Annotated in this window: 33 protein-coding genes and 1 pseudogene; 11 read left to right on the top strand and 23 right to left on the bottom strand. The window is 61.7% G+C overall.

Annotated elements, in window-relative coordinates:
* Positions 1–15 precede the first annotated feature (15 nt).
* The 8 genes from ACTJKE_RS25415 to ACTJKE_RS25380 all read right to left on the bottom strand — a co-directional run bounded on the left by ACTJKE_RS25415 (position 16) and on the right by ACTJKE_RS25380 (position 7,131).
* A complete protein-coding gene (locus ACTJKE_RS25415; protein ID WP_440692797.1) occupies positions 16–2,088 on the bottom strand; it encodes an ASKHA domain-containing protein in 2,073 nt (690 codons plus the stop codon).
* 154 nt (positions 2,089–2,242) lie between these two features.
* A complete protein-coding gene (locus ACTJKE_RS25410) occupies positions 2,243–2,575 on the bottom strand; it encodes a hypothetical protein (RefSeq protein WP_057254103.1) in 333 nt (110 codons plus the stop codon).
* A 141-nt stretch (positions 2,576–2,716) separates the two neighbouring features.
* Positions 2,717–3,679 (bottom strand): methyltetrahydrofolate cobalamin methyltransferase, encoded by a 963-nt coding sequence (locus ACTJKE_RS25405; RefSeq protein ID WP_057254106.1) that lies wholly within the window; start codon positions 3,677–3,679, stop codon positions 2,717–2,719.
* Between the two features lie 98 nt (positions 3,680–3,777).
* Entirely contained in the window at positions 3,778–4,869 is a 1,092-nt protein-coding gene (locus ACTJKE_RS25400; protein WP_057254108.1) for a methylenetetrahydrofolate reductase, read from the bottom strand.
* Positions 4,866–5,468 carry a methylenetetrahydrofolate reductase C-terminal domain-containing protein gene (locus ACTJKE_RS25395; protein ID WP_093234630.1) on the bottom strand — a complete coding sequence of 201 codons (603 nt, stop codon included), beginning with the start codon at positions 5,466–5,468 and terminating at the stop codon, positions 4,866–4,868. Before ACTJKE_RS25395 ends, ACTJKE_RS25400 begins: the two co-directional genes overlap by 4 nt.
* The gene (locus ACTJKE_RS25390; protein ID WP_065376561.1) at positions 5,461–5,763 is read right to left on the bottom strand and encodes a virulence factor; all 303 of its coding nucleotides are present in this window, start codon (positions 5,761–5,763) and stop codon (positions 5,461–5,463) included. The genes ACTJKE_RS25395 and ACTJKE_RS25390 overlap by 8 nt, the downstream gene beginning before the upstream one ends.
* A gap of 339 nt (positions 5,764–6,102) precedes the next feature.
* The gene (locus tag ACTJKE_RS25385; protein WP_440692794.1) at positions 6,103–6,906 is read right to left on the bottom strand and encodes a formyl transferase; all 804 of its coding nucleotides are present in this window, start codon (positions 6,904–6,906) and stop codon (positions 6,103–6,105) included.
* Positions 6,907–6,951: 45 nt separating this feature from the next.
* Positions 6,952–7,131: a hypothetical protein gene (locus ACTJKE_RS25380; protein ID WP_058327025.1), complete on the bottom strand. Its 180-nt coding sequence runs from the start codon at positions 7,129–7,131 to the stop codon at positions 6,952–6,954.
* A gap of 203 nt (positions 7,132–7,334) precedes the next feature.
* On the opposite strand from ACTJKE_RS25380, the gene ACTJKE_RS25375 reads away from it, so the two are divergent.
* Entirely contained in the window at positions 7,335–7,760 is a 426-nt protein-coding gene (locus ACTJKE_RS25375) for a pyridoxamine 5'-phosphate oxidase family protein (protein ID WP_440692792.1), read from the top strand.
* 16 nt (positions 7,761–7,776) lie between these two features.
* Here ACTJKE_RS25375 and ACTJKE_RS25370 read toward each other — a convergent pair whose 3' ends face one another.
* The 4 genes from ACTJKE_RS25370 to ACTJKE_RS25355 all read right to left on the bottom strand — a co-directional run bounded on the left by ACTJKE_RS25370 (position 7,777) and on the right by ACTJKE_RS25355 (position 9,796).
* The gene (locus ACTJKE_RS25370; RefSeq protein ID WP_058323486.1) at positions 7,777–8,550 is read right to left on the bottom strand and encodes a pyrroline-5-carboxylate reductase; all 774 of its coding nucleotides are present in this window, start codon (positions 8,548–8,550) and stop codon (positions 7,777–7,779) included.
* Between the two features lie 416 nt (positions 8,551–8,966).
* Positions 8,967–9,230: a DUF1488 domain-containing protein gene (locus ACTJKE_RS25365; protein ID WP_057254121.1), complete on the bottom strand. Its 264-nt coding sequence runs from the start codon at positions 9,228–9,230 to the stop codon at positions 8,967–8,969.
* Between the two features lie 92 nt (positions 9,231–9,322).
* Positions 9,323–9,445 carry a hypothetical protein gene (locus ACTJKE_RS25360; protein ID WP_093234627.1) on the bottom strand — a complete coding sequence of 41 codons (123 nt, stop codon included), beginning with the start codon at positions 9,443–9,445 and terminating at the stop codon, positions 9,323–9,325.
* A gap of 45 nt (positions 9,446–9,490) precedes the next feature.
* Positions 9,491–9,796, bottom strand: a complete 306-nt coding sequence (locus tag ACTJKE_RS25355) for a hypothetical protein (protein ID WP_440692790.1) — start codon at positions 9,794–9,796, stop codon at positions 9,491–9,493.
* A 550-nt stretch (positions 9,797–10,346) separates the two neighbouring features.
* Between ACTJKE_RS25355 and ACTJKE_RS25350 the strand changes: the two genes are divergently transcribed.
* A complete protein-coding gene (locus ACTJKE_RS25350; protein ID WP_440692788.1) occupies positions 10,347–10,505 on the top strand; it encodes a hypothetical protein in 159 nt (52 codons plus the stop codon).
* A gap of 12 nt (positions 10,506–10,517) precedes the next feature.
* Here the strand turns inward: ACTJKE_RS25350 and ACTJKE_RS25345 are convergent, their stop codons facing one another.
* Positions 10,518–10,772: a hypothetical protein gene (locus ACTJKE_RS25345; RefSeq protein ID WP_143032969.1), complete on the bottom strand. Its 255-nt coding sequence runs from the start codon at positions 10,770–10,772 to the stop codon at positions 10,518–10,520.
* Positions 10,773–10,909: 137 nt separating this feature from the next.
* Here ACTJKE_RS25345 and ACTJKE_RS25340 point away from each other — a divergent pair, with 137 nt between their 5' ends.
* A complete protein-coding gene (locus tag ACTJKE_RS25340) occupies positions 10,910–11,281 on the top strand; it encodes a COG4315 family predicted lipoprotein (protein WP_057254125.1) in 372 nt (123 codons plus the stop codon).
* A 357-nt stretch (positions 11,282–11,638) separates the two neighbouring features.
* Entirely contained in the window at positions 11,639–12,751 is a 1,113-nt protein-coding gene (locus ACTJKE_RS25335; RefSeq protein WP_440692785.1) for an AI-2E family transporter, read from the top strand.
* A gap of 258 nt (positions 12,752–13,009) precedes the next feature.
* On the opposite strand, the gene ACTJKE_RS25330 is transcribed toward ACTJKE_RS25335, so the two are convergent.
* From ACTJKE_RS25330 to ACTJKE_RS25295, 8 genes and pseudogenes are all read right to left on the bottom strand, one after another.
* Positions 13,010–13,285 (bottom strand): metal/formaldehyde-sensitive transcriptional repressor, encoded by a 276-nt coding sequence (locus tag ACTJKE_RS25330; RefSeq protein WP_043619696.1) that lies wholly within the window; start codon positions 13,283–13,285, stop codon positions 13,010–13,012.
* 27 nt (positions 13,286–13,312) lie between these two features.
* Positions 13,313–14,302, bottom strand: a complete 990-nt coding sequence (dmeF, locus tag ACTJKE_RS25325) for a CDF family Co(II)/Ni(II) efflux transporter DmeF (protein ID WP_440692783.1) — start codon at positions 14,300–14,302, stop codon at positions 13,313–13,315.
* A 141-nt stretch (positions 14,303–14,443) separates the two neighbouring features.
* Positions 14,444–15,037 (bottom strand): hypothetical protein, encoded by a 594-nt coding sequence (locus tag ACTJKE_RS25320; RefSeq protein ID WP_440692781.1) that lies wholly within the window; start codon positions 15,035–15,037, stop codon positions 14,444–14,446.
* Between the two features lie 197 nt (positions 15,038–15,234).
* Positions 15,235–15,611: pseudogene (locus tag ACTJKE_RS25315) on the bottom strand (DUF1638 domain-containing protein); the annotation flags it as partial.
* Between the two features lie 46 nt (positions 15,612–15,657).
* Complete coding sequence (locus ACTJKE_RS25310; RefSeq protein ID WP_057254133.1) at positions 15,658–16,161, bottom strand: YciE/YciF ferroxidase family protein; 504 nt, start codon at positions 16,159–16,161, stop codon at positions 15,658–15,660.
* Positions 16,162–16,334: 173 nt separating this feature from the next.
* Positions 16,335–16,628: a hypothetical protein gene (locus ACTJKE_RS25305; protein WP_112995560.1), complete on the bottom strand. Its 294-nt coding sequence runs from the start codon at positions 16,626–16,628 to the stop codon at positions 16,335–16,337.
* A gap of 64 nt (positions 16,629–16,692) precedes the next feature.
* Complete coding sequence (locus ACTJKE_RS25300; RefSeq protein WP_057254138.1) at positions 16,693–17,010, bottom strand: hypothetical protein; 318 nt, start codon at positions 17,008–17,010, stop codon at positions 16,693–16,695.
* 118 nt (positions 17,011–17,128) lie between these two features.
* A complete protein-coding gene (locus ACTJKE_RS25295; protein WP_112995562.1) occupies positions 17,129–17,347 on the bottom strand; it encodes a hypothetical protein in 219 nt (72 codons plus the stop codon).
* A gap of 357 nt (positions 17,348–17,704) precedes the next feature.
* On the opposite strand from ACTJKE_RS25295, the gene ACTJKE_RS25290 reads away from it, so the two are divergent.
* Entirely contained in the window at positions 17,705–18,319 is a 615-nt protein-coding gene (locus ACTJKE_RS25290; RefSeq protein ID WP_113737630.1) for a LysE family translocator, read from the top strand.
* Positions 18,320–18,350: 31 nt separating this feature from the next.
* On the opposite strand, the gene ACTJKE_RS25285 is transcribed toward ACTJKE_RS25290, so the two are convergent.
* Positions 18,351–18,971 carry a DUF1638 domain-containing protein gene (locus tag ACTJKE_RS25285; protein WP_112995564.1) on the bottom strand — a complete coding sequence of 207 codons (621 nt, stop codon included), beginning with the start codon at positions 18,969–18,971 and terminating at the stop codon, positions 18,351–18,353.
* 39 nt (positions 18,972–19,010) lie between these two features.
* On the opposite strand from ACTJKE_RS25285, the gene ACTJKE_RS25280 reads away from it, so the two are divergent.
* Positions 19,011–19,169, top strand: a complete 159-nt coding sequence (locus ACTJKE_RS25280; RefSeq protein ID WP_057254143.1) for a hypothetical protein — start codon at positions 19,011–19,013, stop codon at positions 19,167–19,169.
* A 120-nt stretch (positions 19,170–19,289) separates the two neighbouring features.
* Here ACTJKE_RS25280 and ACTJKE_RS25275 read toward each other — a convergent pair whose 3' ends face one another.
* Complete coding sequence (locus ACTJKE_RS25275; protein ID WP_057254147.1) at positions 19,290–19,988, bottom strand: corrinoid protein; 699 nt, start codon at positions 19,986–19,988, stop codon at positions 19,290–19,292.
* A gap of 334 nt (positions 19,989–20,322) precedes the next feature.
* Between ACTJKE_RS25275 and ACTJKE_RS25270 the strand changes: the two genes are divergently transcribed.
* The 5 genes from ACTJKE_RS25270 (at position 20,323) to ACTJKE_RS25250 (ending at position 24,998) form a co-directional block, all read left to right on the top strand.
* Positions 20,323–21,897, top strand: coding sequence for a trimethylamine methyltransferase family protein (locus ACTJKE_RS25270; protein ID WP_058323207.1), 1,575 nt, complete (start codon positions 20,323–20,325; stop codon positions 21,895–21,897).
* 107 nt (positions 21,898–22,004) lie between these two features.
* Positions 22,005–22,709, top strand: coding sequence for a ferredoxin (locus tag ACTJKE_RS25265; RefSeq protein ID WP_440692777.1), 705 nt, complete (start codon positions 22,005–22,007; stop codon positions 22,707–22,709).
* A 262-nt stretch (positions 22,710–22,971) separates the two neighbouring features.
* Positions 22,972–23,499: a hypothetical protein gene (locus ACTJKE_RS25260; protein ID WP_440692775.1), complete on the top strand. Its 528-nt coding sequence runs from the start codon at positions 22,972–22,974 to the stop codon at positions 23,497–23,499.
* Between the two features lie 84 nt (positions 23,500–23,583).
* Positions 23,584–24,333 (top strand): phosphodiester glycosidase family protein, encoded by a 750-nt coding sequence (locus ACTJKE_RS25255; protein WP_440692773.1) that lies wholly within the window; start codon positions 23,584–23,586, stop codon positions 24,331–24,333.
* 137 nt (positions 24,334–24,470) lie between these two features.
* The gene (locus tag ACTJKE_RS25250; protein ID WP_057254155.1) at positions 24,471–24,998 is read left to right on the top strand and encodes an RNA polymerase sigma factor; all 528 of its coding nucleotides are present in this window, start codon (positions 24,471–24,473) and stop codon (positions 24,996–24,998) included.

Here is a 24,998-nt window from a genome sequence, read left to right as displayed (position 1 = left end):
CTTAACCGACTCACTCTACTCCCGGCTTCTTCTCCGCCGACGACCGCCACCCTCGCCATCATCGCCCGTCACCTTGCGCTCCGGCAAAGTCACGACTGCAGAAAGCTTCGGGAAGGCGTCGACCTTGTTCGGCATCGCCATGGCGTTGACGAAGTGCTCCTGAAACTTTGATTCAAGTGCCGTCTCTATCTTCTCGATTTTGCTGACGGTTTGCTCGATCTCGCGACGGTGGCCGCGGTTCAAGAGCGCCATCAGCGCGCCGGTGCCGGCGGCGTTGCCGACGGCCTTGACCTCGTCGAGGTCGCAGTCCGGAATGAGCCCCAGCACCATCGCGTATTTCGGGTCGATGAACGAGCCGAAGGCGCCGGCAAAGCGGATGGTGTCGACATGCTCGATATCGAGCTTCTCCATCAACAGCTTGATGCCGGCATAAAGGGCGGCCTTGGCGAGCTGGATGGCGCGGATGTCGTTCTGCGTCACCGTGATGCGCTGCTCGCCCTCGTGCAGCAGGTAGGAGAAGGTGCGGCCGTTCGGGATGATGCGCGGGCTTTTTGCCGCCATCGCGCCGTCGACGACGCCGTCCTGCGAGATGATCCCGGAAAGGTACATCTCGGCGACGATCTCGATGATCGCCGAGCCGCAGATGCCGGTCACGCCGACGCTGGCCGCAGCTTCGGCAAAACCGTCCTCGTCCGACCATTTGTCGACGCCGATGACGCGGAAGCGCGGTTCCAGCGTTTCGGGATCGATGCGCACGCGCTCGATGGCGCCGGGGGCGGCGCGCTGGCCAGAGGAGATTTCAGCACCCTCGAAGGCTGGGCCTGTCGGTGACGAGGCGGCGACGACGCGGTCCTTGTTGCCGAGCACGATCTCGGCATTGGTGCCGACATCGACGAGCAGCATCATCTTGTCCTGGCGATAGGGACCTTCGGCGAGCGTGGCACCCGCCGCATCGGCGCCGACGTGGCCGGCGATGCAGGGCAGCATATAGAGCCGCGCGCCGCGGTTGACGTCGATGTCGATCTCGTGCGCCCAATATTGCAGCGCGCCGGAGACGGCGAGCGCAAACGGCGCCTGACCGAGTTCGGTCGGGTCGATGCCGAGGAACAGGTGGTGCATGATCGGGTTGCCGACGAAGACCATGTCGAGAATGTCGTGGCGGTCGACCTCGCCCTCGGCGCAGACCTTGCCGATCAGGCCGTTGACCGCCTCGCGCACCGCCTTGGTCATGGCTTCCCGGCCGTCCGGGTTCATCATCACATAGGAAACGCGGCTCATCAGATCCTCGCCGAAGCGGATCTGCGGGTTGGAAGCGCCCGAGGAGCCGACGATGCGGCCCGAGAGCAGCGACACCAGATGCATCGCGATCGTCGTCGAGCCGATGTCGCAGGCAACGCCATAGGCCTCGTTCTTCAGGCCCGGCCACAGGCCGACGATGAAGGGGCGGGACGAATCCATGTCGCGGTGGATGGCGGCGGTGACGGCCCAGTTGCCCTTGCGCAGAATGGTCTGCACCTGCGGGATCAGGTGCGGGGCAATCAGGAGATCCTTCCAGCCCCAGTCCTTTTCCAGCATCACCTTCAGCCGGTCGAGGTCGCCGAGCGGCTTGTGCATGTCGGGCTCGTCCACCTCGACATAGCAGAGCTGGACGGCGGCATTGCGCTCGATCACCCGATCGGTCGCGGCCTTGCGCACGACCTGCGCGTTGATGACGGTATCCTGCGGCACGTCGATGACGAGGTCGCCGAGGATCTGGGCGGAACAGGACAGCCGACGGCCATCGGGCAGGCCGCGAATCTTTTCGTAGCGATCTTCCTTGGCGCCCTTTTCCGAGATGTGCTCGTTGGAGGAAACGATCTTGTGCTTGGCGAAGTTACCTTCCTGCACCACGATCTGACAGCGCCCGCAGGTGGCGCGGCCGCCGCACACACTTTCGACATAGACGCCGAGCTTGCGGGCGGCATCGAGAACCGGGGTGCCGACCGGGAAGCGGCCGCGTTTGCCCGAAGGCATGAACAGCACCAGAGGTTCCTTTTGCGCGGCTTCGGTCATGTTGGTCTCGATCTCGGAAGTGCCTTCGATGCGCATGCTCTAGTCTTTCGTCAGGTCCGCTTCAACAGGTGAGCGAAGCACGGCTAAACGGTTTCAGACTGCACCGGAACGCCGCCCGATAGTTGTCCAATCCCGACATGGAAGCATCTGTTTCAAACAGTTAAGGCGTGAGGCTTGGCGGCCGGTCAGGCTACTTGCGCGACAGACGCCGGGCGTTGCTGCGCACCCGCTTGCCATAGGGCCTGAGCGCTGCGGACGCAATCGCCGTTCCGTGGCCGGAGGCCGTGCCGCCGGCCATCAGCCGCAGCGTGTTGTCGAAGGCAGCTTTCCAAAGGGCCATGTTCACGGCCATGACGCTTTCCGCTGAGGCCGCGATCTTCTCGGAGATCATGCGGTGAAGCTCGGTTACGTCGTGGGACTTGCCCGTAAGCGCCGCCATCTGCATTTCCTGCAGCCGGACGGCGATGACGAAGGGTGCTTCAAACCAGAGGGTCGCGGCATCGAGTCGAAGGCGGCGTGTCATGGGTGATCCCTTGTGCTGCGAGGTTGGGTGCCGAAGTCGGTGTTATAGCGCTCCCGTTTGTATCACCGCGAATGCGACGGGAGGAGGGCGGCGACGAGACGCGGATGGCTTCTCATGCCGTTCCCCCTCCCAAGGCGTAACCTACTCGCTCGCTGCCGCACCGCCGGTGCGGGCCGCGCGACCGCCGCGGCGTCCACCGCTGGCGGCTGCCGGTGCGGCCGCAACGACGTGACCGCCTTCGGCCGGCTTGTGGTCGCGATAGGTCTTGATCCAGTGGGTGCAGTTCGGATCGGTGCCGTTCAGAACGTTGGCGGCGCGCACGGCTTCCATTTCCTGCGGGCGGCAGGGGTTCATGATCGCCGACGTCATGCCGGCGCCGATGACCATCGGGATGAAGCCGGCATTGATGCCGTGGCGGTGCGGCAGGCCGAAGGAGATGTTGGAGAGGCCGCAGGTGGTGTTGACCTTGAGCTCCTCGCGGAGCCGCCGCAGGAGCGCGAAGACCTGCCGGCCAGCGTCGCCCAGGGCTCCGATCGGCATGACCAGCGGATCGACAACGATGTCGTGCGGCTTGATGCCGTGATCCAGGGCGCGCTCGACGATCTTCTTGGCGACGGCGAAGCGCACGTCCGGGTCCATCGAGATTCCGGTTTCATCGTTGGAGATAGCCACCACCGGTACGTCGTATTTCTTGACGAGCGGCAGAATCGCTTCGAGCTTCTCCTCTTCGCCGGTGACGGAATTGACCAGCGGGCGGCCCTTGGCAACGCGCAGTGCCGCCTCGATCGCGGCGGTGACGGAGCTGTCGATCGCCAGCGGTACATCGACGAGGCCCTGGACGATTTCGAGCGTCTTGACGAGCAGCGGCGGCTCGGTCTCGTTCGGGTTGACGGCGGTGACGCCGGCGTTAACGTCGAGCATCGTCGCGCCCGCTGCCACCTGCTCCAGCGCATCCTTGATCACCGTGTCGAAGTTGCCCTCGATCATTTCGGCGGCGAGTTTCTTGCGGCCGGTCGGGTTGATGCGTTCGCCGATGACGCAGAACGGCTGGTCGAAGCCGATGATGATCTCGCGGGTGGCGGAAGCGACGATGGTCCGGGTCATGCAGGGTCCTTTGTCAATTGGCGTCGGGCTATGTAATCACGCCCAGGAAGTCGATGATAGGCGCCTTCTGATAGGCGCCGGTTTTGTCTGCGGTCTGGTCAGTGCGGATGATGGGCTGCGGCTTCGGCCATCTCCTGCTGGTTTTCTTCCTTGCCTTCGCGAATATGCTCCAGCCGCTCGGCAACGAGCGCATCCTCAGGCAGCGTCTCGTGCTTCCAGGGCCGGCGGCCCTTCAGCACGCCCGATTCATGCACGATCTCTGCGACATATTCTTCCTGGCGATAGGCCATCACGTGGATGCCGGAGACACCTTCGATCTCCTTCACCTCGTTGATGATGTCGATGCAGAGCTGCTTGCCTTCCTTCTTCTGGTCCTGCGCGCCTTCCAGGCGGGTAATGACGCTGTCGGGGATATGGATGCCCGGAACGTTGGAGCGGATCCAGCGGGCGGTCTTGGCCGATGCCATCGGCCCGACGCCGACGAGGATATAGCACTTCTCGTGCAAGCCGAGGTCGCGCACCTTCTTCATGTATTCGCGGAACATCGGCACGTCGAAGCAGTACTGGCTCTGCACGAACTGCGCGCCGGCCTCGATCTTCTTGGCGAGACGATAGGGGCGGAAATCGTAAGGCGGGGCGAAGGGGTTGATGGCGGCGCCGAGGAACACCTGCGGCGGCGTCGTCAGCTTGCGGCCGGAAAGGAACTTCGAGTTGTCGCGCATGATGCGCACGGTTTCGAGCAGCGACATGCAGTCGAGGTCGAAGACCGGCTTTGCGCCCGGCTGGTCGCCGGCCTGCACGCCGTCGCCGGTCAGGCACATGATGTTCTGCACGCCCATGGCCGAAGCGCCGAGCACGTCGCCCTGGATGGCGATGCGATTCTTGTCGCGGCAGGCGATCTGCATGATCGGCGCATAGCCCATGCGGGTCAAAAGCGCGCAGATGCCGACCGAGGACATGTGGCAGTTGGCGCCGGATGCATCCACCGCGTTGATGCCGTCGACCCAGCCGTCGAAGACCGCAGCGCGTTCGTAGACGTCCTGCGGGTTGGCGCTGTCGGGCGGGTTGAGCTCGGCGGTGACGGCAAATTCGCCGCGACGCAGAACACGCTCCAGACGGCCGCGGGAGGAATGGCCGGGCAGGGGCTCAAGCGGCGCGCCGGGATCGAAGGGATTGATATCGGGGCTCATGCCTGGCCTTCCTTGGATGCCGCTTCACGCTGCGCTGCGGCTTCCGCCGTCACGCGCAGCCAGGACGAAGTTTCGCGCAGCGACTGGTTGACCGGCTTCTGCACGTTCATGATCGCATTGCCCTTCTCCATGTTCTGCGAGCCCTTCCAGGCCTGCACCCAGACGCAGGGCATATCCGGCTCGACCTCGCAATTGCCGTTGGCGCGCACGCCGCCGCAGGGGCCATTGCGCAGCTGCTTCGGACAGTTCATCGGGCAGGACATGCCAGTTGAAGACAGCGCGCACTGGCCGCACATGCGACAGTCGAAGAGGAAACCCTTGACGTGACGCTCGACGAAGGTGATCGGTCGCTCGACCCGGCCGTAGCCGAGGGCGTTCCAGAGCGGATGCAAGAGCAGGAATACATCGGCGAAGCGGTTGTAGAACCACTCGAGGAAACGGGAGTTGCGCACGGCCCAGAGGCGAACCGTATATTTGTGGCGCGACCGGCGGCTCGGAGAAACCCCGGTCGGGGTATAGGCGCCGGTCGCAGCCTTTGCCCCAGGTGCTGCGTTGCCCTTCATGATCTTCGGTTCGCCTGCAGGTTTGGCATCAGCCATTGTCGCGGCCTCCGGCCTTGACCAGTGCGACGAGCCGCTCGCGGTCATAGGCCGCTTCGAGTTCGGCCGCGGCCTGATCCGCTTCCGTTTCCAATTCGTCGGAGACCGGCACCGGATCAGCCTTGCGCCATTCGGCGAGATAATCGTCGGTTTCGGCGGCACCGGTGCGCATGGCGCACATGTCGATCGCCTCGGTGAAGCGCAGCGACAGCTCGCGTTTTGCCGTCGTGCGGCCCTTCTTGATGATGACCTGGGCCGGAATGTCGCGCCAGTAGACGATAATGCGATCTGCCATCGGGTGTCGTTCTCCTCCCCTGCATGTTTCCTTTAGTCTGAGCCGATTAAAGATCAAAAACATGCAGCACTCAAAGTGCTACAGCGACCTTTGCGCGTCTGATAAGGCGCGCGGCGCTGTAGGTGCGACAATGCGCATGTACAGGCGTCCGGGCTCATCTCGCCACGACGTCGGATATGTCCAAAAACGACGCTGGGCGACGAGCCGCCGCGAGCGCGCTTCAGGAGACGCGCGAGCGTCGGTCGAGCGGCTGGGCGTGTCAATGCCGTTCGGAGCGGATTGCCCACAGTTTCAGGCTTTTAGCGCGCATGCGACAGGATCGATAACCCTTTGCACCGCTTACCAGATACGACGTGTGAGCCCGTTCCACAGCCAGGTCCAGATGGGCGGGTGAAACCATTGTCGTGACGGACCTGCGACATCGACAGTCCGCAGATTTCCGTCAAGCGCATCTGTGACTGCGGCGATCGCAATATCGGTGGAAGCAGCCGTCTGCAGCAGCGGATAGGTGTGCATCGTGTCGCTTTGGCTCGGCCTTTGGCGTGACTGGTGGAGCACACCGCCGGTGTCGACGCCGGCATCGACCAGATGCACGGTCGCGCCGAAGTTCTCCGCATCGTCGCTGACCAGCGCCCAGTAGCCGCCCATCAGGCCGCGATAGGTGGGGTTGATACCGGCATGGAAATTGATGACCGGGCAGGGGATCGCGGCAAGGGTCCCGGCCGTCAGCATGCGGCAGCTGATGAGGAAGATGACGCCGGGTTCCAGCGCGCGGATGTGCACCAGAGTTTCGGCGTCGTTGATCGAAGTCACGGATTTGACCGGGATCGACGAATCGAGTTTTCCCGAGACCTTGTAGGTGGCGAAGATTTCTTCCGCGCGGCGGCGGGTGAAGCGCTTGCCGAAGCGCGAGGCGATCATGGTGGCAAGCTGCCCCAGCGCCGTCGGCCAGCCGAGCTTGCGGGCGCGGCGGCGCAGGAACACAGCTTTCGATTCCGGCTGTTCCTCGATGACGGTGATGTCGGAAAAGCGCGCGGCGAGCGCATTGATCATGATCCACGGGTTCTCACCGCCCGCCGTGACCACGACGATGCGACCGGGGCGCTTGCCTGCGGCTTGATTCGGACTGGCGATTTCGGTCATGGCGGCCCCATGCGTGAACAGGGCCAAGATATGCAGGCTCGCCCGTTACCGGCGGCTTAACTGGTTCCAGTACCATTCGGCCACACCGCCGCCGAGCACGACCAATGCCACGGACTCGAGCAGCGCTACGTCTTCCGTCAGGTTGCAGACCGCACCGATCAGCAGAGCCAGAAGCAGGCCGGCCGCACATCCAAGCGCATAGGGCAGATATTCGAGGAATTTCACTGCTGTCTCCTCCGACAGGCGTGGCGATCTTCTTCAACATAGCCTCACGGCAAGGGCGCCGCGCTGCTGATGGTTCGCCGCATGGTTGCCGATGGCTATGAAATCACCTTGACTCCCTCCATCGCCTTGTCAAGCTGAGCTTGGCAGGAAAGCCTGAATTCGTTCCGCCGGCAACGCACCCAGCCATCCGGGAAGATGAAGCAATGGGCGACATTCAAGCCAGACGCATGATCCTCGACTTCTTGAGGCAGCACACCTTGGCCGTGATCGCGACCTGCGGCCGGGATGGCAGGCCTGAAGCGGCGGCTATCGATTTCTCGGTGCGAGACGACCTGGAAATCGTGTTCGACACGTTCGAACATACCCGCAAGTTCGCAAACCTCTTGGAGCAGAGCCGCATCGCGCTCGTCATCGGCTGGGACAACAACATCACCGTTCAATATGAGGGCGACGCGACGAAGGTCTCCGCCGATGATCTCGAGCGATACCAGGAAGCGCATGTGAAAAGCGTTCCGGCCGAAAGAGAGTTTGTCGAGAAGGGTGCCGTGGTGTTCCGGGTCGAACCGCGCTGGATTCGCTACTCCGATTACAGCAAGACTCCTCCCGACGTGATCGAGCTCGGCTTCTGAAGTTTGGACCTTGCCGTCATGAAGCCGCGGTGATGCGGCGGTGAATACCGCCGAGACTTTCCTTGAACCGCTCGAACGTCCCGTGCTCCGTCAGCTCTCGCAGCACCTGTTCGTTGATGCCGCCGCGTGTCGCGTAATCCTCGGCGAGATGCGCGAAGCTGGCATCCGGTGTCGTTGCCGGTGCCTGACCCAAAGCCCCAAACAGCGAGGCCACATAGTCGCGGCCCTTGGCGTCCTCCACGCCGTTGTCTTTCAGCCAGCCATGGATCGTTTCGAGATATTTGAAGTAGCTGGCATAGGTGGCCGTCGCCACGCTCAGCACATCGAACTCGCTCTCGCTTTCAACCTCGATCGCCTTGCCGAGCCTGCCGAAAAACGCTGCCATTTCCGGATCCGGCGGGAAAATGATCGTCGGCCCCTGGCGGATCGCGATCATCGGCATCGGCAATGCCTTGGTCACCCGCTTCACCGGGCCGACCATGGCGGCGATCTCATTGCAGGAGAAGGTCGCGATCAGGCTGACGACATGGTGATCCGGCCGGAAGCGCAACAGCGGCAGCACTTCGCGGGCGATCTGTGGCCGGACGGCAAGCATGACCGTGTCGCAATCGTCCAGGACTGCCTGATTGTCGGCCGCCACCCGCACATCGGGAAACCGCGCGGCAAGGCCCGCCGCGATCTCTTCGTTGCGTGGCGACAGCACGACCGGGGTGGTTTCGCCCGGAAGCGATTTGAGCCCGGTGACGATCGCAGACGAAAGTGCGCCGGTGCCGATGAAGCCGAGTTTCATGAGAAGTCCTGTCGCTTGGTGATTTCAGCAGATCCGTGAAACTGCCGGGTGCCGCATGCACGGGTCCTGGTTTGTGGTTCGCGGAACAATAATACCAAAGGCGCTGGCGACAAGCGGTCGCGACAGCGTCGCCCACAGGCTACAGCGCCGCGCGTCTTATCAGACGCGCCAAGGTCGCTGTAGCACTTTGAATTGCTGCATGTTTTTGTCCTTTAATCGGGTACGATTAAAGGAAACATGCAGTAGCGGGACGCATTTCAACAACGGAGTTGAGGTTGCCACACCCTGTCGCCGCCTGCGGGGAGAGGGGACGTGGACAGTGATGTCGCCGAACAGGGCGGCGATCCTGTGAGACCAAGGGGTGTTGGGCGCGAGCGGGTGCCGCGGGTTTCCTTCCGAGATCTAGCGGCCGAGATCTAGCGGAAGTCCGCGGCTGTGAGGATATAGATTGTCCGGCGCCCGTTGGCATAGGCTGCCCTTGCGACTTCGTAGATCGAGTTGCGTGCGGCGTCGAATGCCTGGAGGCAGGCCGCCTCGGTCGTCCGGGTGGGCGCGCCACGGGCCAGAGCCGCCGCCTCGACATAGAAGGGCACTTCGAACATGCCGTCGTGGCCAAGGAAGCGAACGGCGTTCCTCGCACCATCGAAGCTTCGGGATTGGTTTGGGAAGCTCAGTGGCATGGTGTGATCCTTCTAGCGGTAAGCCAAGTTGGCCAGCGGTGGGTCGGCTGGGTAGACGCGTGAAGACGTGCATTCATCTTCGCGCCGCGCCATCACAAGATCCGCCCGAAGAGGATTGTGGTAACGACGACGGCGATCGCCAGCGAAAGGGCAATCCAGGCAAGCAGACCACGATAGTCGAAGAGATAGATCTGAGCCGGTATGTGGTACTTCATGATCGCCTCCTGTGGCTGATCTGTTCGGACCGCTTGGCTTGGTGTTTACAAGATGTGTGCAGTTCTGAACGCCCGTTCGGCCCGTGCGATCGTGTCGTTGCCGGCATTGACGAGTTCGAGATTGCCTTCATCGGTTACCCGCTCATGGCATTCGCCGTTGCTGCGTATGCGGTACTGGAGCGCATTGTCGCGGATCGGCAGCGTCGCGGTAATGCGATATGTTTCTCCGACAATTGACTCCCTCGTCAGCGCCCCTCTGGAGCGAACGAGCTGGCCAACGTGAAAACGGTGGACAGGCGACTGGTCGCGCGGACTGCGGATGATGCGTTTGGTGAACGTTAGCGTGTTCATGATGGTCTCAGTCCTCTTAAAATGTGCTTGGGCACGGTCGGCCGGACAGCTGCTCAAAGATGGCTTGGCTCGGGCGAACAGATGTCCCGAAGCGAGATGTGCTTCGAGACGAAGCGTTGGCCCAAGCACTGGAACCGAAGCTTGCGTATCTGTCGAAAATTTAGGAGATCGGGGCGGTTCGAAGTTCTGATACCGCGAAAGCCACATCGGCCAAATCTACTTGGCTTAATATAGCGCGTCGATTGAGTTTCAATTGAGGCGGTTGTGTCTGCTGGCGGGGATGCGCGCTCCTGTTGGCGGGCTTGCCGGAGCTTCTCCGGATGTCGGGACTCATCAACCGTCACTCCATCACGGTTTTCCGTTGTCCGCTCGATAAAGCCCCGCGTCAATTGCGGATGTGGTAAGCTCATCGTTTGGAATTGGAGACTGCGATCGAAGGGGCCCTGAACCGAACGGTTGCCGACACCTTGCAAAAGGCGCTTGCACGTTTCCTTACTCAAGCCTGATGACGCCCGGCCGCGATGATCTCATTCGAAGAAGGAGAGGCGCAATGTGCTCCCGTTTGGTCTTCTGCCTGCTTCTGGTTGCCCTGTCGGTTGTCCTTGTCTGGGCCTTCAGATCGCCTCAGGGCAACGCCGATGGTCGCTCAGCCATGCCGCATCTGGCGGATCAGGGCCAGGTCGTGAACCCCGATTGTGGACTGGTCTGAACCATGGCAACGCTACGGTACGGTCTCAAGGTCGAAGCCAACAATGTCTGGGCGGTGGTCGATGTCTTCACCGGGCAGCCGGTCGTTCTTCACGGCTCTCTGCTGTCGAACTTGCCGCGCGATGAAGCGGATGATCTTCTGGATATTCTCAATCTCAAAGACGGCATACGCAGGGGCACGATAAAGGTTCCGCCCCGCGCGCCGGAAGATGAGAGCTAGTTCCGCCGCACCAAGGCAGCCGCCACGGCGGTTGACGTTGTCGGTCAAGGTTCCGCTCTTGTCCGAGCCGATAGACGCCTCCAACTTCGCGCGTTCATGGAACCGCAATCGAAGCGACACGTTTGCATGTGTTAGACTTCGGGGCACTACTGGCATTCCGCCGGCATCCCCGATGGGAAAAAATCATGAAAACCTTTCTGATCGCATTGGGCGTGGCTGCCGCTACGTCATGGACGGCCTTTGCCGCAGAACCAGGCAAGATGGTCGACACGAAGATGGGCAAGGTCATGGCCACGGATACGGGCATGACCCTCTACACGTTCGACAAGGACACCAAGGGCAAGTCGAACTGCGACGCCGATTGCCTGAAGAAATGGCCGGCCTTCCACGCCGCAGCGAATGCAAAGGCAGATGGCGAGTGGTCGTTGGTCAAGGACACCGCCGGCAAGCAGATGTGGGCCTACGACGGAAAGCCGCTTTACACCTATGCCGAAGACACGAAGGCTGGCGACGTCAAGGGTGACGGCGTCAACGGCGTCTGGCACCGCGCCAAATAACACCCCAAACGACGGCGGGCGGCTTTATGGCCGCCCGCCTCTGGGCGCCGGAACGAAGGCACATCTGGCGCGTTACATCCTACGTTGGAGTACAGCAAAAAATAGCATCGTCCATCATCTTGATCGACGATAACCAGGGTACTCCCAGGAGACCCAAATGGATATCACCACACTACTCATCATCGTTCTCATCGTTCTCTTGCTCGGCGGCGGCGGCTGGTACGGTCGCGGTCGCTGGTATTGAGCCATCCGTCCTGCGCCGGCAGTCCATCGGATGCCGGCCTAGGCTCGTCGTCTGCTCGATCCGGCGAGTGTGTCGTCTGTGAAAAGGTGCCCCTGGAGGAGGCGGATCGGGCAATGTCAGATTCTCGCAGATGGATAGGGCCTGTTCTCGGTACCGGCGCGCTTGCCCTGCTGGTGATCGGTTGCGCCCTGGTCCTCTGGCCCTTCCTGTCGGCTTTGTTGTGGGCTGCGGTGATCTGTTTCTCGACCTGGCCGCTCTACCGCCAATGCGAACGTGCCGTCGGAGGATATCGCCCAGCTGCCGCGGCGATAATGACGATGCTGGTCGTCTTTGTCTTGGCAGCACCCCTTGCGTTCCTTGTGACCGCGCTCGTGGACGATATAAAGACTGTTGCCGAAGCGATTGCGCACGTCCTGGAAGAGGGGCCGTCGGCGCCGCCCAACTGGGTCAAGGGCCTGCCGATCATTGGCGAAGGCGTTGCGACCTACTGGGAGAACCTCGCTCATGACGCCCCAGCGTTCATAGCTGAACTCAAGAAACTGACAGGCCCCGTCACCGATATTGCGCTTGCAGGCGGAGCGGCCCTCGGGGCCGTCCTGCTTGAGCTCGCGCTCAGCATCTTCATCACCTTCTTTTTGTTCCTGCATGGTCGCCGCATGATCGGCTTCATGCGCCAGATCAGCGAGCGCGTTGCCGGTCCCCGCGCCAAGAGATTGCTGATGGTCATCGGTATGACCGTGAAGGGTGTCGTCTACGGCATGATCGGAACTGCCCTTGCACAGGGCTTGCTGGCCGGCACCGGTTTCTGGATCGCCGGTGTGCCCCAACCGATATTGTTGGGCGGCCTGACCTTTGCGCTGTCATTCGTGCCGGGAGGCCCGCCGTTTCTCTGGGTACCGGTGGCGCTTTGGTTGCTGTTTCAAGGTTCCATGGGCTGGGCGATCTTCGTCGCCGTCTGGGGGCTCCTGCTCGTCAGCAGCATTGACAACTTTCTTCGGCCGTATCTGCTCAACCAAAACAGCAACCTGCCGGTGTTGCTCGGCTTGTTTGGACTCGTCGGCGGAGTGCTTGCCTTTGGGCTGATCGGGCTCTTTCTCGGACCCACCCTGTTGGCGGTCGCTTACAACTTGTTTCTCGAGTGGGTCGCAGCCGAGCTCGAAGAACGGGCGCAAACAGCGTCCCCTTCCGGCGTGCCCGAGGATACGAGAACCACGGCAAGGAACTGAGCTCCGATCAATGGAACGTTCCAGATGTTGCGGCGCGATCAAACGCCATGTCGCCACCCTCATTTTCCCATCGGTCCAATTCTTCAGACGAAAAGGGCGAGGTGAGCATTTGCGGTCTGATTGACGACCTTGGTGGCGATGGCGATCGCGGTCAGGGCAATGTCCGTCGCCTGCTCTTCGTCGAGCGTCGCGCCTGAAGCAGCTTGGCGGGGGATGCCGCTAATTCCGGCGGCGGAGGCAGTGTCCTTTCCGCCCGGCCTATTTCATATAGGCGCGCACCACGTCGACCAGTTCCGCCGCGGCTTCATCCCGGTCCTTTTGCGACAGGTCGGCCGCGGCCAGATGCATGTGGATGTGGTCCTCGACAACCTCCGCCATCAGGCCGTTGACCGCGCCGCGGATGCCGGCGATCACCTGCATGACCTCGGCGCAGCCCTTTTCTTCCTCGAGCATCCGTTCGACCGCCTCCATCTGGCCCCGGAGCCGCCGGACCCGGTTGATGAGCTTCTGTTTCTCGCGGATGGTATGGGTCATCGGTCACTCCGGTTTCGGGCGCCGTCGCTATGCGGCCCGTGGTTCCACCTCCACGGTGACATGCGACAAATCGTGAATGGCGGCAAGCTTCTCCCGATAATAGGACGGTGCCCGCGGGTTGTCGGCGACAAGCGAGACGATCGCGCCGTGGTGACCCGGTCCGAGCTGCCAGACGTGCAGATCGACAATCTCGGCATCTTCCTTGGCGACGATCTCGCCGATTTCTTCGGGCAGGTCTTCGCCTTCGGGAAGGTAATCCAGCAAGGTTGCTCCGGTGTCGCGGATGAGACCGAAGGACCAGCGCGCAATGACGATTGCGCCGACGATACCCATGGCGGGATCAAGCCACAGCCAGCCATAGATCGCGCCCAGACCGAGCGCGACAATTGCGAGAACCGAGGTCAGCGCATCGGCGAGGACGTGCAGATAGGCGGCGCGCAGGTTTCGATCCTGCCCGCCATGGTGTCCATGATGCGACCCGTGGTGATCATGATGGTGATGGGCGTGGTCGTCCTTCAGCAGCCAGGCGCACACGAGGTTGACGATGAGGCCGGCGACGGCGACGAGAATCGCCTCGCTAAAATCGATCGCCACCGGAGCGTTGAGGCGGCGCAGGCTCTCCCAGCCGATCAGCAGAGCGATGAGCGCCAGCACGATGGCGCTGGAAAAACCGGCGAGGTCGCCAAGCTTTCCGGTGCCGAAGGTGAAACGGCGATTGTTCGAATGCTTGCGCGCATAGAGATAGGCAAGCGCGGCAATCAGCATCGCGGCCGCATGGGTCGACATGTGCCAACCATCGGCAACGAGCGCCATCGACCCAAAGACCTGCCCGGCCGCGATCTCGATCACCATCATCGTTGCGGTGACCGCGATGACGATCCAGGTCCGCCGCTCGTTGCGCTCGTGATTGCCGCCGAGGAAGACGTGATCGTGGCGCGCCGCGAGCACGCGTCCTTCGCCATGCGAATGCCCGTGGTGACTGTGGTGGTGATGATGGTCGTGTTGGTGATTGCTCATGCCGCCGGCTCCAATATTATATAGGGGGGTACCCTATATGAGGCTCGCCGTAAAGTGCTCGGTTCCTGCTTCCGCCTCCGTCAGACAGTGTTGTTACCGGCGGCAATGGGCGCCGGGCGGCATCAGCCTCCGTGATCGGCGCTAGCCGGCTCGACCGAGGGCGATGGCCGAGCCCGTGAACGGCAGCACCCGCTTGTAGCCCGCCGGCGTCGGCTCGATCTGCGTGGCGGCGGATGTGCCGAATTGCGTGATGCCCGCGCCGAGATAGTGTGCGAAATCGTGGCGGCGACCGCCGAAATCGAACGGTGCGCTTGCGACCAGGCGGGCCGAAAACACATTGGTGCCGAACAGCACGGCCGTCGTCCCAGCGATGGTGTCGGAGACCGTCGTCCCCACCACCAGGCTGGTCCGCCGGAACGTGGCGATGCATTCTCCCTTGGCGAAGGAGGTGGGGTCATCGAAGGTTCCAGCCGGCTTGCGCTGAAGATAAAGCGAAAATTCGCCGACCGGGTCGAGGCCGAGGGACAGGACACCGTTTGCTGCCGCTTGCGCCTTGAAAGGCTTGGCGGCGAAGGTGAAATGGGCAGTCGTTTCGCCCGGTTCTCCATCAAACATCTGGGCATCAAGAAAAGGCAGGTGCAGGAAATAGCCGTAGTCGGCCAACGTGCCGTCGTTCGCCTCGTAGAAGCGGCCGGTGGCGTACCAGGCGAGTTCGGCGGAAAGCAGTGCGCTCATGACGGGCAATCCTGTGGTCAGCGGTGGAGTTGCAGCCAGCAGGTTGTGCAGCGTTCTGTCCTATGCGGGAAGGCCCATCGTGGCGCGTGTGCCGGTCGGAGCGCCCAATCAGCCGATAGAGTAAATGCGCGCTAGCAGGGCCAGCGTGTGATGCCCCAACCTGCGACACCGCGCGCCATGCGCGACAAGTCGCATACTCACGCCCTGATCAGCGAGGTCGCGAGATCGCCATAGCCGGTGAAGCGGTACTCGTATTCAAGCCCGAGATAGTCCGCCGCCTTCTTCGCCTTTTCCTACAGGGCCAGATCCTCCTGCTGCGAGAGATAGACCAGCTTGCGGTAATGGCCGAAATACATGTCCCTCAGCTCCGGATGCCGGTCCAGGCCGAGCGGTTCGATGACGAAGGTTTCGAACTGGCGGGCGAGGAAATCGGTGAGGAAAAAGGCGGTGATGTCGTCGTCCCGGCGGCGGGCGAAATCCCTGTTGCGGGCGAAGAAGGAATAACGGTGCGGGCCGGGGATGCGCTCGACCTCTTCAATTCGCAGAGAGGGTCGAGATGGCCGCCGGAACCGCAGCCTTTGCCCGGCTCGATAAAGGATCAAGCCGGGCTGGTGCTTGTGTCAGGCCGCTTTTTCGGCGGACTGATTGACGACCTTGGTGGCGATCGCGGTCAGGGCAATGTCCGTCGCCTGCTCTTCGTCGAGCGTCGTCTGAAGCAGCTTGGCGGCGTCTTTCATGCCCAGTTCCAGCGCCCAGGTCCTCAGCGTGCCATAGCGTGACATTTCGTAGTGTTCGACAGCCTGTGCGGCTGCAAGCAGTCCGGCGTCGAGCGCGGGCGAGCCTTGATACGCTTCCATGATCGAGGCGCCTTCCTTGGTGATGCCCATGATCGCGTCACAGGTCTTCTTCTCAGGCTTCTTGCCGATGATCTTGAACACTTCGTCCAATCGCTCGACATGGACCTTTGTCTCTGCGAGATGCTTGATAAACGCGTCCTTGAGCGGCTTGCTCTTGGCGGCATCGCGCATCTTCGGCAGTGTGTCGACGATCTTGTTCTCGGCGAAGTAGACGTCCTTCAACGTATCGTGAAAAAGCACGTCCAGTGTCTTGATGTCCTTGGCCATGATGGCTCCTGTTGTTCGAGGGCTCACTGTCATGTTCCAGGCGACGCGCCTGGCCGTGCTGGCTGCCCGTGAGCGGCGGCCAGATAGCGGAGATCGGACGGTTGGAATGGCGGTTACAGTTGGACGGGTAGAGCGACTACTGAGCGTCTCGACCGCAAATCTGTTGCCTGTGTTCAGCCGAGATCGTGGTTCTCTCGGGCCAATGCTGTTCGCATGTCAACGAGCGAGTCGCGCTTCGCCTCGGGCAAGATGCCCCGTGTTTCATGCCATAGGGCACATTCAAGGAGCGAAGCCTCGTCGGTATTGCCGAACCGAAACTCATCCATAATGAATCTGGCCAGGCGGTCGGCATGGTCGCCGGGACGCTGAATACATATTTTCGAGCAGGTCGCTTCAAAAACCCTCCGGACCACCACGATGTCGTGGTGGCTGAGATTATGGCCCGTCAGGTTGGGCAGCGTGTACATCGAATTCTCCCTTCACCGGCGCCGGAATAGCGCACGCGATCAATCGGTTAGCCGCAAGCGGCGGTCAGGCCGCAGGCTTGGCGACGACATCCGAAACGGCGCCGCCTTCGTCATCCCATCGGTCAATCGCCTCAGCTTTCAACTGTGCCGGCGTCTGATGTTCGCCGTTTGAGGCATCCGCACGCTCTACAAGTGCTGCGGCGAGCGTCGCACTGGTGTCGATGCCGCTTTCGAGAGCAGTCATCAGGAAGCGTGCCGCGGCAAGCCGTCCGGCCGGATCTGCCGTCGCTGTCGTTCCGTAGAAACCGGCAACGGTAAGCACCTCGACCAACAGGCTGAGGTCGTCTGAATCAAGATAGTGTTCTGGATTGCTGGAAGACATTACGTCCTCCTTTGGTTGGGGCGCAGGCACGGAAAGGCCTGTTTGCGACAGCGCCCGCTTCAATCGCTGTCGATGGAGCACCCTGCACGCGTTGTCGCGCCAGCGCAACGAACTTCACTCAAGCACCTTGAGTGTGTCTCGACTGGTCCCGGGGCGCCGTTATGTCTCGTGCGTCCATCGCATTTGCCAGATCGAGCCGGCGGGGGCCGGCCTTTGCGAAGATTTCGCGCGCGGCAAGCGGTGGCAGGCGATAGGCCAGAATGAACTCTTCGAGATCGTAGACTGCGTCCCAGCCACGAAGCAGGGCCTCTTTGTCATACTTGAAATGCCTGGTCACTGGAGACGCTCCCGCGTGTTGGATCGGTGCTTGGCGCAAAGACGGCCAATTGTCAGGCGGCAGAGGAAGCGTCAGGGGTGGAGATATGATCTGGTAGCTAAACGAGGTGGAGCGCACATGGTTCCAAAATAAATTCTGAAGTAGACGAGATTTAAATTGAATAGTTACAGATCGTGAGACCTGGTTTTTCTCGAGATATGTTTTCGAGTGTTTCTTCTCTTGAAGATTGTTTCGGTTTGTCTTGCGCATGTCATTGTATATGCGTGTATCCAAATTGTTTGTGTGTTTGTCTATTTGTGTAGATCGAGAGATTGTGCCTATATGCTTGGATCGTGGAATTTTCCCCAGGCCTTAGCCATGACCCTTGCTGTCATCTCCACCTATGCTCTGGCACTGTTCCTGGCCGCGGTCACCCCGGGGCCTGCCATGTTCGCGGTCATTTCCACCAGTATCAGCCGTGGTGTTGGCCCGGCGCTGGCCTGTGGCCTCGGTATCGCGCTCAGCGATATGGTGCTCGTAAGCGTCGCGCTTGCTGGCCTCACGGTCATTGCACAGACGTTCGGCTGGCTGTTTCTTGCCATCAAATATGCTGGCGCCGGCTATCTGATTTTCCTCGGATATCGGATGTGGCGCGCGGCTGCGACGGTTGAGGCGGAGGTGGCATCGGGCGAGCGCAGATGGATGCGCTCGCTGGCGCTCGGCGCTGCCATCGGCTTCGGCAATCCGAAGGCGATCCTCTTTCATGCCAGCCTGATGCCGCTGATCCTCGACCTCGAAAGCCTTGATCGCTTCGGGATCGGGACGGTGCTTGCCGTCGTTTTCGCGGTCAATGTTGTCACGATGGGTGGCTATGCGCTCTTGTCTGCGGCATCGTCACGGTGGTTCCGCACCACCCGGGCGGTCCGGGCGCTGAACCGGGTGGCCGGCAGCGCCATGATTGCCACCGGCCTCGTGATCGCCGCGCGCAGCTAGATCTGCCGCGGCCACTTCGGCCGCCGTTCCATCACGCCCTGATCAGCGACGTCGCCAGATCACCGTAACCGGTGAAGCGATATTCGTATTCCAACCCGAGCGTTTCGGCTGCCTTCTTCGCCTTTTCCTGCAGGGCTTTGTCCTCCTGCTGCGAGAGATAGACCAGCTTGCGGTAATGGCCGAAATACATGTCGCGCAGTTCCGGATGCCGGTCGAGGCCGAGCGGTTCGATGACGAAGGCTTCGAACTGGCGGGCGAGGAAATCGGTGAGGAAAAAGGCGGTGATGTCGTCGTCCCAACGGCGGGCGAAATCCGCGTTGCCGGCGAAGAAGGAATAACAGTGCGGGCCGGGGATGCGCTCGACCTTTTCCTCCTCGCAGAGCCGGTCGAGATGGCCGCCGGTGCCGCAATCGGCATAGGCGACGAAAATGCGCTCGAAGCCTTCGGCGCGCGCCTTGGCGATCGCGTCACGAATGCCCGGCGTGATCTTTTCAGGCGTGTTGTGCCAGATGGCGGGCAGACAGTTGAGGTCGATATGGGCGAGCCCGTTTGCCTCGCAGATCGCCAGGATTTCGCGCGCGATGGCGCCACAACCGATCACGTGAACTTTTTTCGGTTGTGCACGTTCTATTGCCGACGATATTTTTTCCATCTTGATTCCATGTGGCTATAAGCGGGAAGGAACCTGACCATGACAGTAAAGACCCTTGCAACCGTCGGCGCCGTTCTCGTCGCCCTGTCAACGCTCACCGCCTGCGGCAACACCATCCGCGGCATCGGGCAGGATACTGCAAACACGGTCAACGCGACACAGTCGGCCGGCAAGAAGGTGGCACACTCCGTCAACTAAGCCTGACGGCGAACGACTGGGCACGGCCTCCGTCACCCACGCCGAACCAGCCAGACATAAGAAAGCCGGCCGCGGATTTCACCCCTGCGGCCGGCTTCGTCATTTCATGGCCTTCGGAGCTTAGCCAGCTGCCAGCCGGTTGTGCTTGCGCTTCATGAAGTCCTTGGCGGTTTCGACGGCGATCGCCGCGTCGCGGCAATAGGCGTCGGCGCCGACGGCCTTGCCGAATTCCTCGTTCAGCGGCGCACCGCCGACGAGAACGACGTAGTCGTCGCGCAGTCCCTTTTCCTTCAGCGTGTCGATCACGACCTTCATATAGGGCATGGTGGTGGTCAAAAGCGCCGACATGCCGAGAATGTCCGGCTGCTCGCGCTCGATCGCTTCGAGGTAGTTCTCGACCGGGTTGTTGATGCCGAGGTCGACGACGTCGAAGCCGGCACCTTCCATCATCATGCCGACGAGGTTCTTGCCGATGTCGTGAATGTCGCCCTTAACGGTGCCGATCACCATCTTGCCGAGCTTGGGCGCGCCGGTTTCGGCGAGAAGCGGGCGCAGGATCGTCATGCCGGCCTTCATGGCGTTTGCCGACAAAAGCACTTCCGGCACGAACAGGATGCCGTCGCGGAAGTCGATGCCGACGATGCGCATGCCTTCGACCAGCGCCTGGGTCAGGACATCGTAGGGCGTCCAGCCGCGCTTGAGCAGGATGTGGGTCCCGTCCTCGATTTCTTCCTTCAGACCGTCATAGAGGTCGTCGTGCATCTGCTGCACAAGTTCTTCGTCGGAAAGGTCCTCGAGAATGATTTCATCGTCTGCCATATTGGGGTTCCTCGGTTCCTGGCACGGCCGCGCAAATATTCCGGGCGCGTCCATCAATCCATAGCGTTCGATTTCTAAAAATCTGTTTTCGAAAGCGACGTCGCATATGACAAAAAGCGACGGGAGGGCAGCTTCTTTTGACGCCTGCATATTCTTAACAAAAACAATATATTCGCGCCACGCGGTTTTTGGCGTCCTGTGGTCGCTTCTCGGAGTGTTCGAGTTGCGCCACTCCTTGGCGCATTGAGACCCGCAAGGCCCCCTATGCTTGGTAGCATTAGGACCAATTGATGCTTGAAGGCGCAAAAAGTGATGCGCGGGAGAGGAAAAGCGAATGAGCGACGTGACAGATCAGGGCGCGGGTGAAGGCGGCGGTCGCCGCTCGCGTGGCGAGGGACGGGGAGCGGCAGCACGGCGTGCGTCGCGCACCGGCGGCGGTCCGGGACCGTCTCTGCCCTATATCCAACGCAAGATTCGCGAATATGAGGTCCTCGACGAGGAAGGCCTGCAGCTCATCGAGCGCAATGCCGACACGATCCTGGAGGAAATCGGCATCGAGTTCCGCGACGACGCGGAAGCGCTCGAACTGTGGAAAGAGGCCGGTGCCGATGTGCGCGGCCAGCGCGTGCATTTTCCCAAGGGGCTCTGCCGCGAACTCCTGAAGACGGCGCCTTCAGAATTCACCTGGCATGCCCGCAATCCGGAGCGTAGCGCCCAGGTCGGCGGCAAGGCGACGATCTTCGCGCCGGTTTACGGCCCGCCCTTCGTGCGCGATCTCGAGGGCAACCGCCGCTATGCGACGATCGAGGATTTCCGCAATTTCGTGAAGCTCGCCTATATGGCGCCGTCGATACATTCGTCGGGCGGCACGGTCTGCGAGCCGGTCGATATCCCGGTCAACAAGCGCCATCTCGATATGGTCTACAGCCATATCAAATATTCCGACAAACCCTTCATGGGCTCGGTCACGGCGCCGGAGCGCGCGGAAGACACGATCGCCATGGCGAAGATCGTCTTCGGCGATGAGTTCGTCGAAAACAATTGCGTCACGCTGAACCTGATCAACGCCAACTCGCCGATGGTCTTCGACGAGACCATGGTCGGCGCGCTGAAGGTCTATGCCCGCCACAACCAGGCCTGCGTCCTTTCGCCGTTCATCCTGTCGGGCGCCATGAGCCCGGTGACGGTTGCCGGCACGCTGACGCAGATCCTTGCCGAAGTTCTCGCCGGCGCCTCCTTCACCCAGCTGATCCGCAAGGGCGCGCCGGTTCTGTTCGGTACGTTCGCGGCCTCGATCTCGATGCAGTCGGGCGCACCGACCTTCGGCACGCCGGAGCCGTCGCTGGTTTCCTACGGTGCTGCCCAGCTCGCGCGTCGCCTGAAGCTGCCGTTCCGTACCGGCGGCTCGCTCTGCGGCTCCAAGGTTCCGGACGCACAGGCAGCGCACGAATCGGCCAGCACGCTCAACATGACGCTGCTTGCCGGCACCAACTTCGTGCTGCATGCGGCCGGCTGGCTCGAAGGCGGTCTCGTCTCGTCCTACGAGAAGTTCATGATCGACCAGGACCAGCTCGGCATGATGCAGAAGATGGCCGAGGGCATCGATCTCTCCGAAGAAGCCCAGGCGCTCGACGCAATCCGCGAAGTAGGCCCCGGCAGCCATTATCTCGGCTGCGCCCATACCCAGGCCAACTTCCAGACCGCGTTCTATCGCTCGCCGCTCGCCGACAACAATTCCTTCGAGCAGTGGGAAGTGGAAGGCGAAAAGCGCATCGAGCAGCGCGCCAATGCGCTCGCCCGCAGCTGGCTGGAACACTACGAAGCGCCTTACCTCGATCCCGCGATCGACGAAAAGCTCAAGGCCTTTATCGACCAGCGCAAGAATTCGATGCCGGACGCTTTCACCTGAAAGGGTCCCGAGCGAGCCAGGGAGCAAGGCGGCGCGGCGCAGGTGGCCGACATGATCCAGAAGGAGGTCTGGCGCCCGCATTACGAACACCAGGGGCCGAAACCGAAATGACGGCGCCTTCCGCGACAGCGGACAAGATTGTCGAGATAGTCCGTGCGGCGCTGGCGCCGCACGGACTTTTTTTGCGCGGAACGCTGAACTTCTCTTCCGCAGAGGCAGCACCGCTGCTGGCCGATGGGCGACCGGCGGCAAGCGTGCTGCTGATCGGCAATATCGGCAGCTCGCTGTGGCAGGCCTTCAATGCCTGGCGGGAGGGCCTGCCGGATCGTGGCGGTGCCGATCCGCTCGACACCTGGTCGAAGGTGGTGATAGGGCCGGTTGCCGCAGCCTGCGGGGCGACCGCCTATTTCCCATCCGATCCGCCGTGGCAGCCCTTCCAGCAATGGGCGATGCGGGCAGAGGGCCTGCAACCTTCGCCGCTCGGCATCCTCATCCATCCGCGTTACGGGCTCTGGCACGGTTATCGTGGCGCCCTTGCTTTCGACAGGCCGCTTCCCGAAACCGGCGAGCGGGCGGCGCAGCACCCTTGCGATCGTTGTGCCGCAAAGCCCTGCATGTCAGCCTGTCCAGCAAATGCGCTTGTCGAAGAGCGCTTCGATGTCAGCCTCTGCCGCGGGCATCTGCGCAGCGAAGCGGCCAGGGCGGGTTGCCTGTCGGCAGGCTGTCTTTCGCGCGATGCCTGTCCTGTCGGGAGTGACTATCGCTATCGTCAGGAACAGCTTCGCTTCCATATGGCAGCGCTTAGCCTCTAAAGCTTGATCCCGGTGGGTCCGCAGTTTTCCTCTGCATCACGCTCTAACTTACGAGAATCGATCACCTTTATGACTGGGGTCGGCGCCCCAAAATCGCTGTGGTCTCGGCCGCCCGGCTGACCTCCTTGTCTGCAAAGATGGTGCAAATCTCCAAAATGACTAAAATTGGAGATGTCTTGGAAAGATAATATTATCGAATTTACACCGATCTGGACGGCGTGGCGTTGGAGTCCATCGTATGAGAGGTAGCCCAGTCGTATCCGTGAGTAACTATCCTCCGCACCTTTCGCGTGAGGAGGTGGAAGCGCAGATCTCTCGCCTTAACAGCATCCACGCCGCAAACAGCCAGGTCCTCGATGAAGCCTTCAAGCGCCTGCTGGCGATCGGCGCCGGCCATGCCGCCGTCATTGCCGCCTGCATCACCGGCTTCGATGCGCTGGTGGACCGTTCGGTGTTTTCGGGCGGTTTCCTTCCCGATGCCATCGACCTACTCCGGAAATTCGCACTGACCATCAGCGCCCTTGGCCTGTTGCTGACCTTCCTCGCCATCGGCAACAATTTTGGCGAGGTGCGGAAGGAAGCGAAGCGCCATGCGGTGAAGCTCGCGACGACGCTCAGGGAAAAGCGCCTGCTGCTTTCGCTGTCGCAGGATGTGCTGAACCGCGATCCCAAATCCTATGCGCTCGCAGGTGTCGGCGGCTTTGCCTGCCTTTGCGTGATCTTCGGGCTGGCGGCTGCGGCCGGGAGTTATGGACTTGTGATTGCCATGGGGCTGATCGCCGCCGGCTGAGGGCGGATGCTTGTCGTTGGCGTTGCGCCAGAACCGCCGCAATCTCCGTCATGCTTGACGTCTGATTCGATTGGACCTTTTGCCATGCCGCTTTCCCCAAAGCCTTTTCTCGTCGGTGCCGTTCTGTCGGCTGGCCTTGCCGGGCCTGCTGCTGGCGCCTGCCGCGACGTCAGCCATCTCGGACAGGACTATCTCGCCTGTTCGTTCAATCCGGCGACAAGCGACATCCGGCTCTACAACAAGGACCAGGCGGGCGTGCCCTTCCGCTCGTTCCGGGCGCTGTCGCTCGAACTGCGCCACCGCGAGGAATACATGGCCTTCGCCATGAACGGCGGCATGTATCACGACGACCTGTCGCCGGTCGGGCTGCACATCGAGGAGGGGCGCGAGCAGGCGCCGCTCAACACCAATACCGGCTGGGGCAATTTCCATCTGCTGCCGAATGGGGTGTTCTCCATCGACGACGGCAAGGCGGGGGTGATGGCGGCGGAAGCCTATCGTGATGCCGGGATCACACCGCGCTTCGCCACGCAATCCGGGCCGATGCTGGTGATCGACGGAAAGCTGCATCCGCGCTTGCTGCCCGATAGCACCAGTTTCAAGACCCGCAACGGCGTCGGCGTGACGGACAAGGGCGAGGTGGTCTTCGTCATCTCGAAACGCCCGGTGCGTTTCCACGATTTCGCGACGCTCTTTCGTGACACGCTTGATTGCCCCAATGCGCTTTTCCTCGACGGCACGATTTCCAGCGTCTACGCGCCCGAGATCAATCGTCACGACCGGCTGTTTCCGATGGGGCCGATGATCGCCGTCGTCGGGAAGTTTCCCCGCTGATTTTCTCTGGACGCGGGATGCGGGCGGAAAACCGCACGCACTTTTCCTCATCCCGCTCGAAAAAAATATGTCTTCCACCCAAGGATCGGGCAGCCTGCAACGTCTAAGGTTCAAATGAGGTGAGGGCGGGCACGGATTTGGACGCTGAACTCGTCGAAAAGGCGGTAAGTGGAGACCGGCAGGCTTTTGGCCAGCTGGTCGAGCGACACTATGATTTTGTCCATGCGGTCGCCTGGCGCTGGTCCGGCAATGTGTCGGATGCCGAGGATATCGCCCAGGATGTCTGCCTGCGCTTAGGGGGCGCGATCCGTGGTTTTCGCGGCACCAGCCGGTTTCGCACCTGGCTCTATACGCTGACTTTGAATGCCGCCCGCGATCACAAGAGACGGCAGGCGCGCGATGACCGGCGCATGCAGGCCTATGCCAGCGAACAGGCGACGATCGCTCCGCCCGAGGATCCCGATGAGGAGCAGCGCGAGGCGCTGTGGGCGGCGGTGCGGGACCTGCCGGAAAAGCAGTGCGATGCGGTGCTGCTCGTTTACGCCGAGGGGCTGAGCCATGCGGCTGCCGCCGACGTGCTCGGATGCTCGGAAGCAACCATATCCTGGCATGTGCACGAGGCGCGCAAGCGACTGAAGACATTGCTCGGCAAGGAGGCCGTGTGA

The sequence above is a fragment of the Ensifer sp. 22521 genome (assembly GCF_052044795.1).
GTDB lineage: Bacteria > Pseudomonadota > Alphaproteobacteria > Rhizobiales > Rhizobiaceae > Ensifer.
The sequence above is the reverse complement of the archived record's forward strand: the minus strand, read 5'-3'. Positions and strand labels throughout refer to the sequence as shown.

Coding starts and splice junctions, on each gene's coding strand:
- dmeF (WP_440692783.1), bottom strand. CDS start 14,302: ATGAGCAATCACCAACACGACCATCATCACCACCACAGTCACCACGGG.
- ACTJKE_RS25330 (WP_043619696.1), bottom strand. CDS start 13,285: ATGACCCATACCATCCGCGAGAAACAGAAGCTCATCAACCGGGTCCGG.
- ACTJKE_RS25390 (WP_065376561.1), bottom strand. CDS start 5,763: ATGGCAGATCGCATTATCGTCTACTGGCGCGACATTCCGGCCCAGGTC.
- ACTJKE_RS25280 (WP_057254143.1), top strand. CDS start 19,011: ATGACAGTAAAGACCCTTGCAACCGTCGGCGCCGTTCTCGTCGCCCTG.
- ACTJKE_RS25285 (WP_112995564.1), bottom strand. CDS start 18,971: ATGGAAAAAATATCGTCGGCAATAGAACGTGCACAACCGAAAAAAGTT.
- ACTJKE_RS25405 (WP_057254106.1), bottom strand. CDS start 3,679: ATGACCCGGACCATCGTCGCTTCCGCCACCCGCGAGATCATCATCGGC.
- ACTJKE_RS25310 (WP_057254133.1), bottom strand. CDS start 16,161: ATGGCCAAGGACATCAAGACACTGGACGTGCTTTTTCACGATACGTTG.
- ACTJKE_RS25370 (WP_058323486.1), bottom strand. CDS start 8,550: ATGAAACTCGGCTTCATCGGCACCGGCGCACTTTCGTCTGCGATCGTC.
- ACTJKE_RS25350 (WP_440692788.1), top strand. CDS start 10,347: ATGTGCTCCCGTTTGGTCTTCTGCCTGCTTCTGGTTGCCCTGTCGGTT.
- ACTJKE_RS25255 (WP_440692773.1), top strand. CDS start 23,584: ATGCCGCTTTCCCCAAAGCCTTTTCTCGTCGGTGCCGTTCTGTCGGCT.
- ACTJKE_RS25275 (WP_057254147.1), bottom strand. CDS start 19,988: ATGGCAGACGATGAAATCATTCTCGAGGACCTTTCCGACGAAGAACTT.
- ACTJKE_RS25335 (WP_440692785.1), top strand. CDS start 11,639: ATGTCAGATTCTCGCAGATGGATAGGGCCTGTTCTCGGTACCGGCGCG.
- ACTJKE_RS25270 (WP_058323207.1), top strand. CDS start 20,323: ATGAGCGACGTGACAGATCAGGGCGCGGGTGAAGGCGGCGGTCGCCGC.
- ACTJKE_RS25385 (WP_440692794.1), bottom strand. CDS start 6,906: ATGACCGAAATCGCCAGTCCGAATCAAGCCGCAGGCAAGCGCCCCGGT.
- ACTJKE_RS25415 (WP_440692797.1), bottom strand. CDS start 2,088: ATGCGCATCGAAGGCACTTCCGAGATCGAGACCAACATGACCGAAGCC.
- ACTJKE_RS25400 (WP_057254108.1), bottom strand. CDS start 4,869: ATGAGCCCCGATATCAATCCCTTCGATCCCGGCGCGCCGCTTGAGCCC.
- ACTJKE_RS25395 (WP_093234630.1), bottom strand. CDS start 5,468: ATGGCTGATGCCAAACCTGCAGGCGAACCGAAGATCATGAAGGGCAAC.
- ACTJKE_RS25320 (WP_440692781.1), bottom strand. CDS start 15,037: ATGAGCGCACTGCTTTCCGCCGAACTCGCCTGGTACGCCACCGGCCGC.
- ACTJKE_RS25355 (WP_440692790.1), bottom strand. CDS start 9,796: ATGAACACGCTAACGTTCACCAAACGCATCATCCGCAGTCCGCGCGAC.
- ACTJKE_RS25365 (WP_057254121.1), bottom strand. CDS start 9,230: ATGCCACTGAGCTTCCCAAACCAATCCCGAAGCTTCGATGGTGCGAGG.
- ACTJKE_RS25375 (WP_440692792.1), top strand. CDS start 7,335: ATGGGCGACATTCAAGCCAGACGCATGATCCTCGACTTCTTGAGGCAG.
- ACTJKE_RS25300 (WP_057254138.1), bottom strand. CDS start 17,010: ATGTCTTCCAGCAATCCAGAACACTATCTTGATTCAGACGACCTCAGC.
- ACTJKE_RS25290 (WP_113737630.1), top strand. CDS start 17,705: ATGACCCTTGCTGTCATCTCCACCTATGCTCTGGCACTGTTCCTGGCC.
- ACTJKE_RS25410 (WP_057254103.1), bottom strand. CDS start 2,575: ATGACACGCCGCCTTCGACTCGATGCCGCGACCCTCTGGTTTGAAGCA.
- ACTJKE_RS25305 (WP_112995560.1), bottom strand. CDS start 16,628: ATGTACACGCTGCCCAACCTGACGGGCCATAATCTCAGCCACCACGAC.
- ACTJKE_RS25340 (WP_057254125.1), top strand. CDS start 10,910: ATGAAAACCTTTCTGATCGCATTGGGCGTGGCTGCCGCTACGTCATGG.
- ACTJKE_RS25360 (WP_093234627.1), bottom strand. CDS start 9,445: ATGAAGTACCACATACCGGCTCAGATCTATCTCTTCGACTATCGTGGT.
- ACTJKE_RS25265 (WP_440692777.1), top strand. CDS start 22,005: ATGACGGCGCCTTCCGCGACAGCGGACAAGATTGTCGAGATAGTCCGT.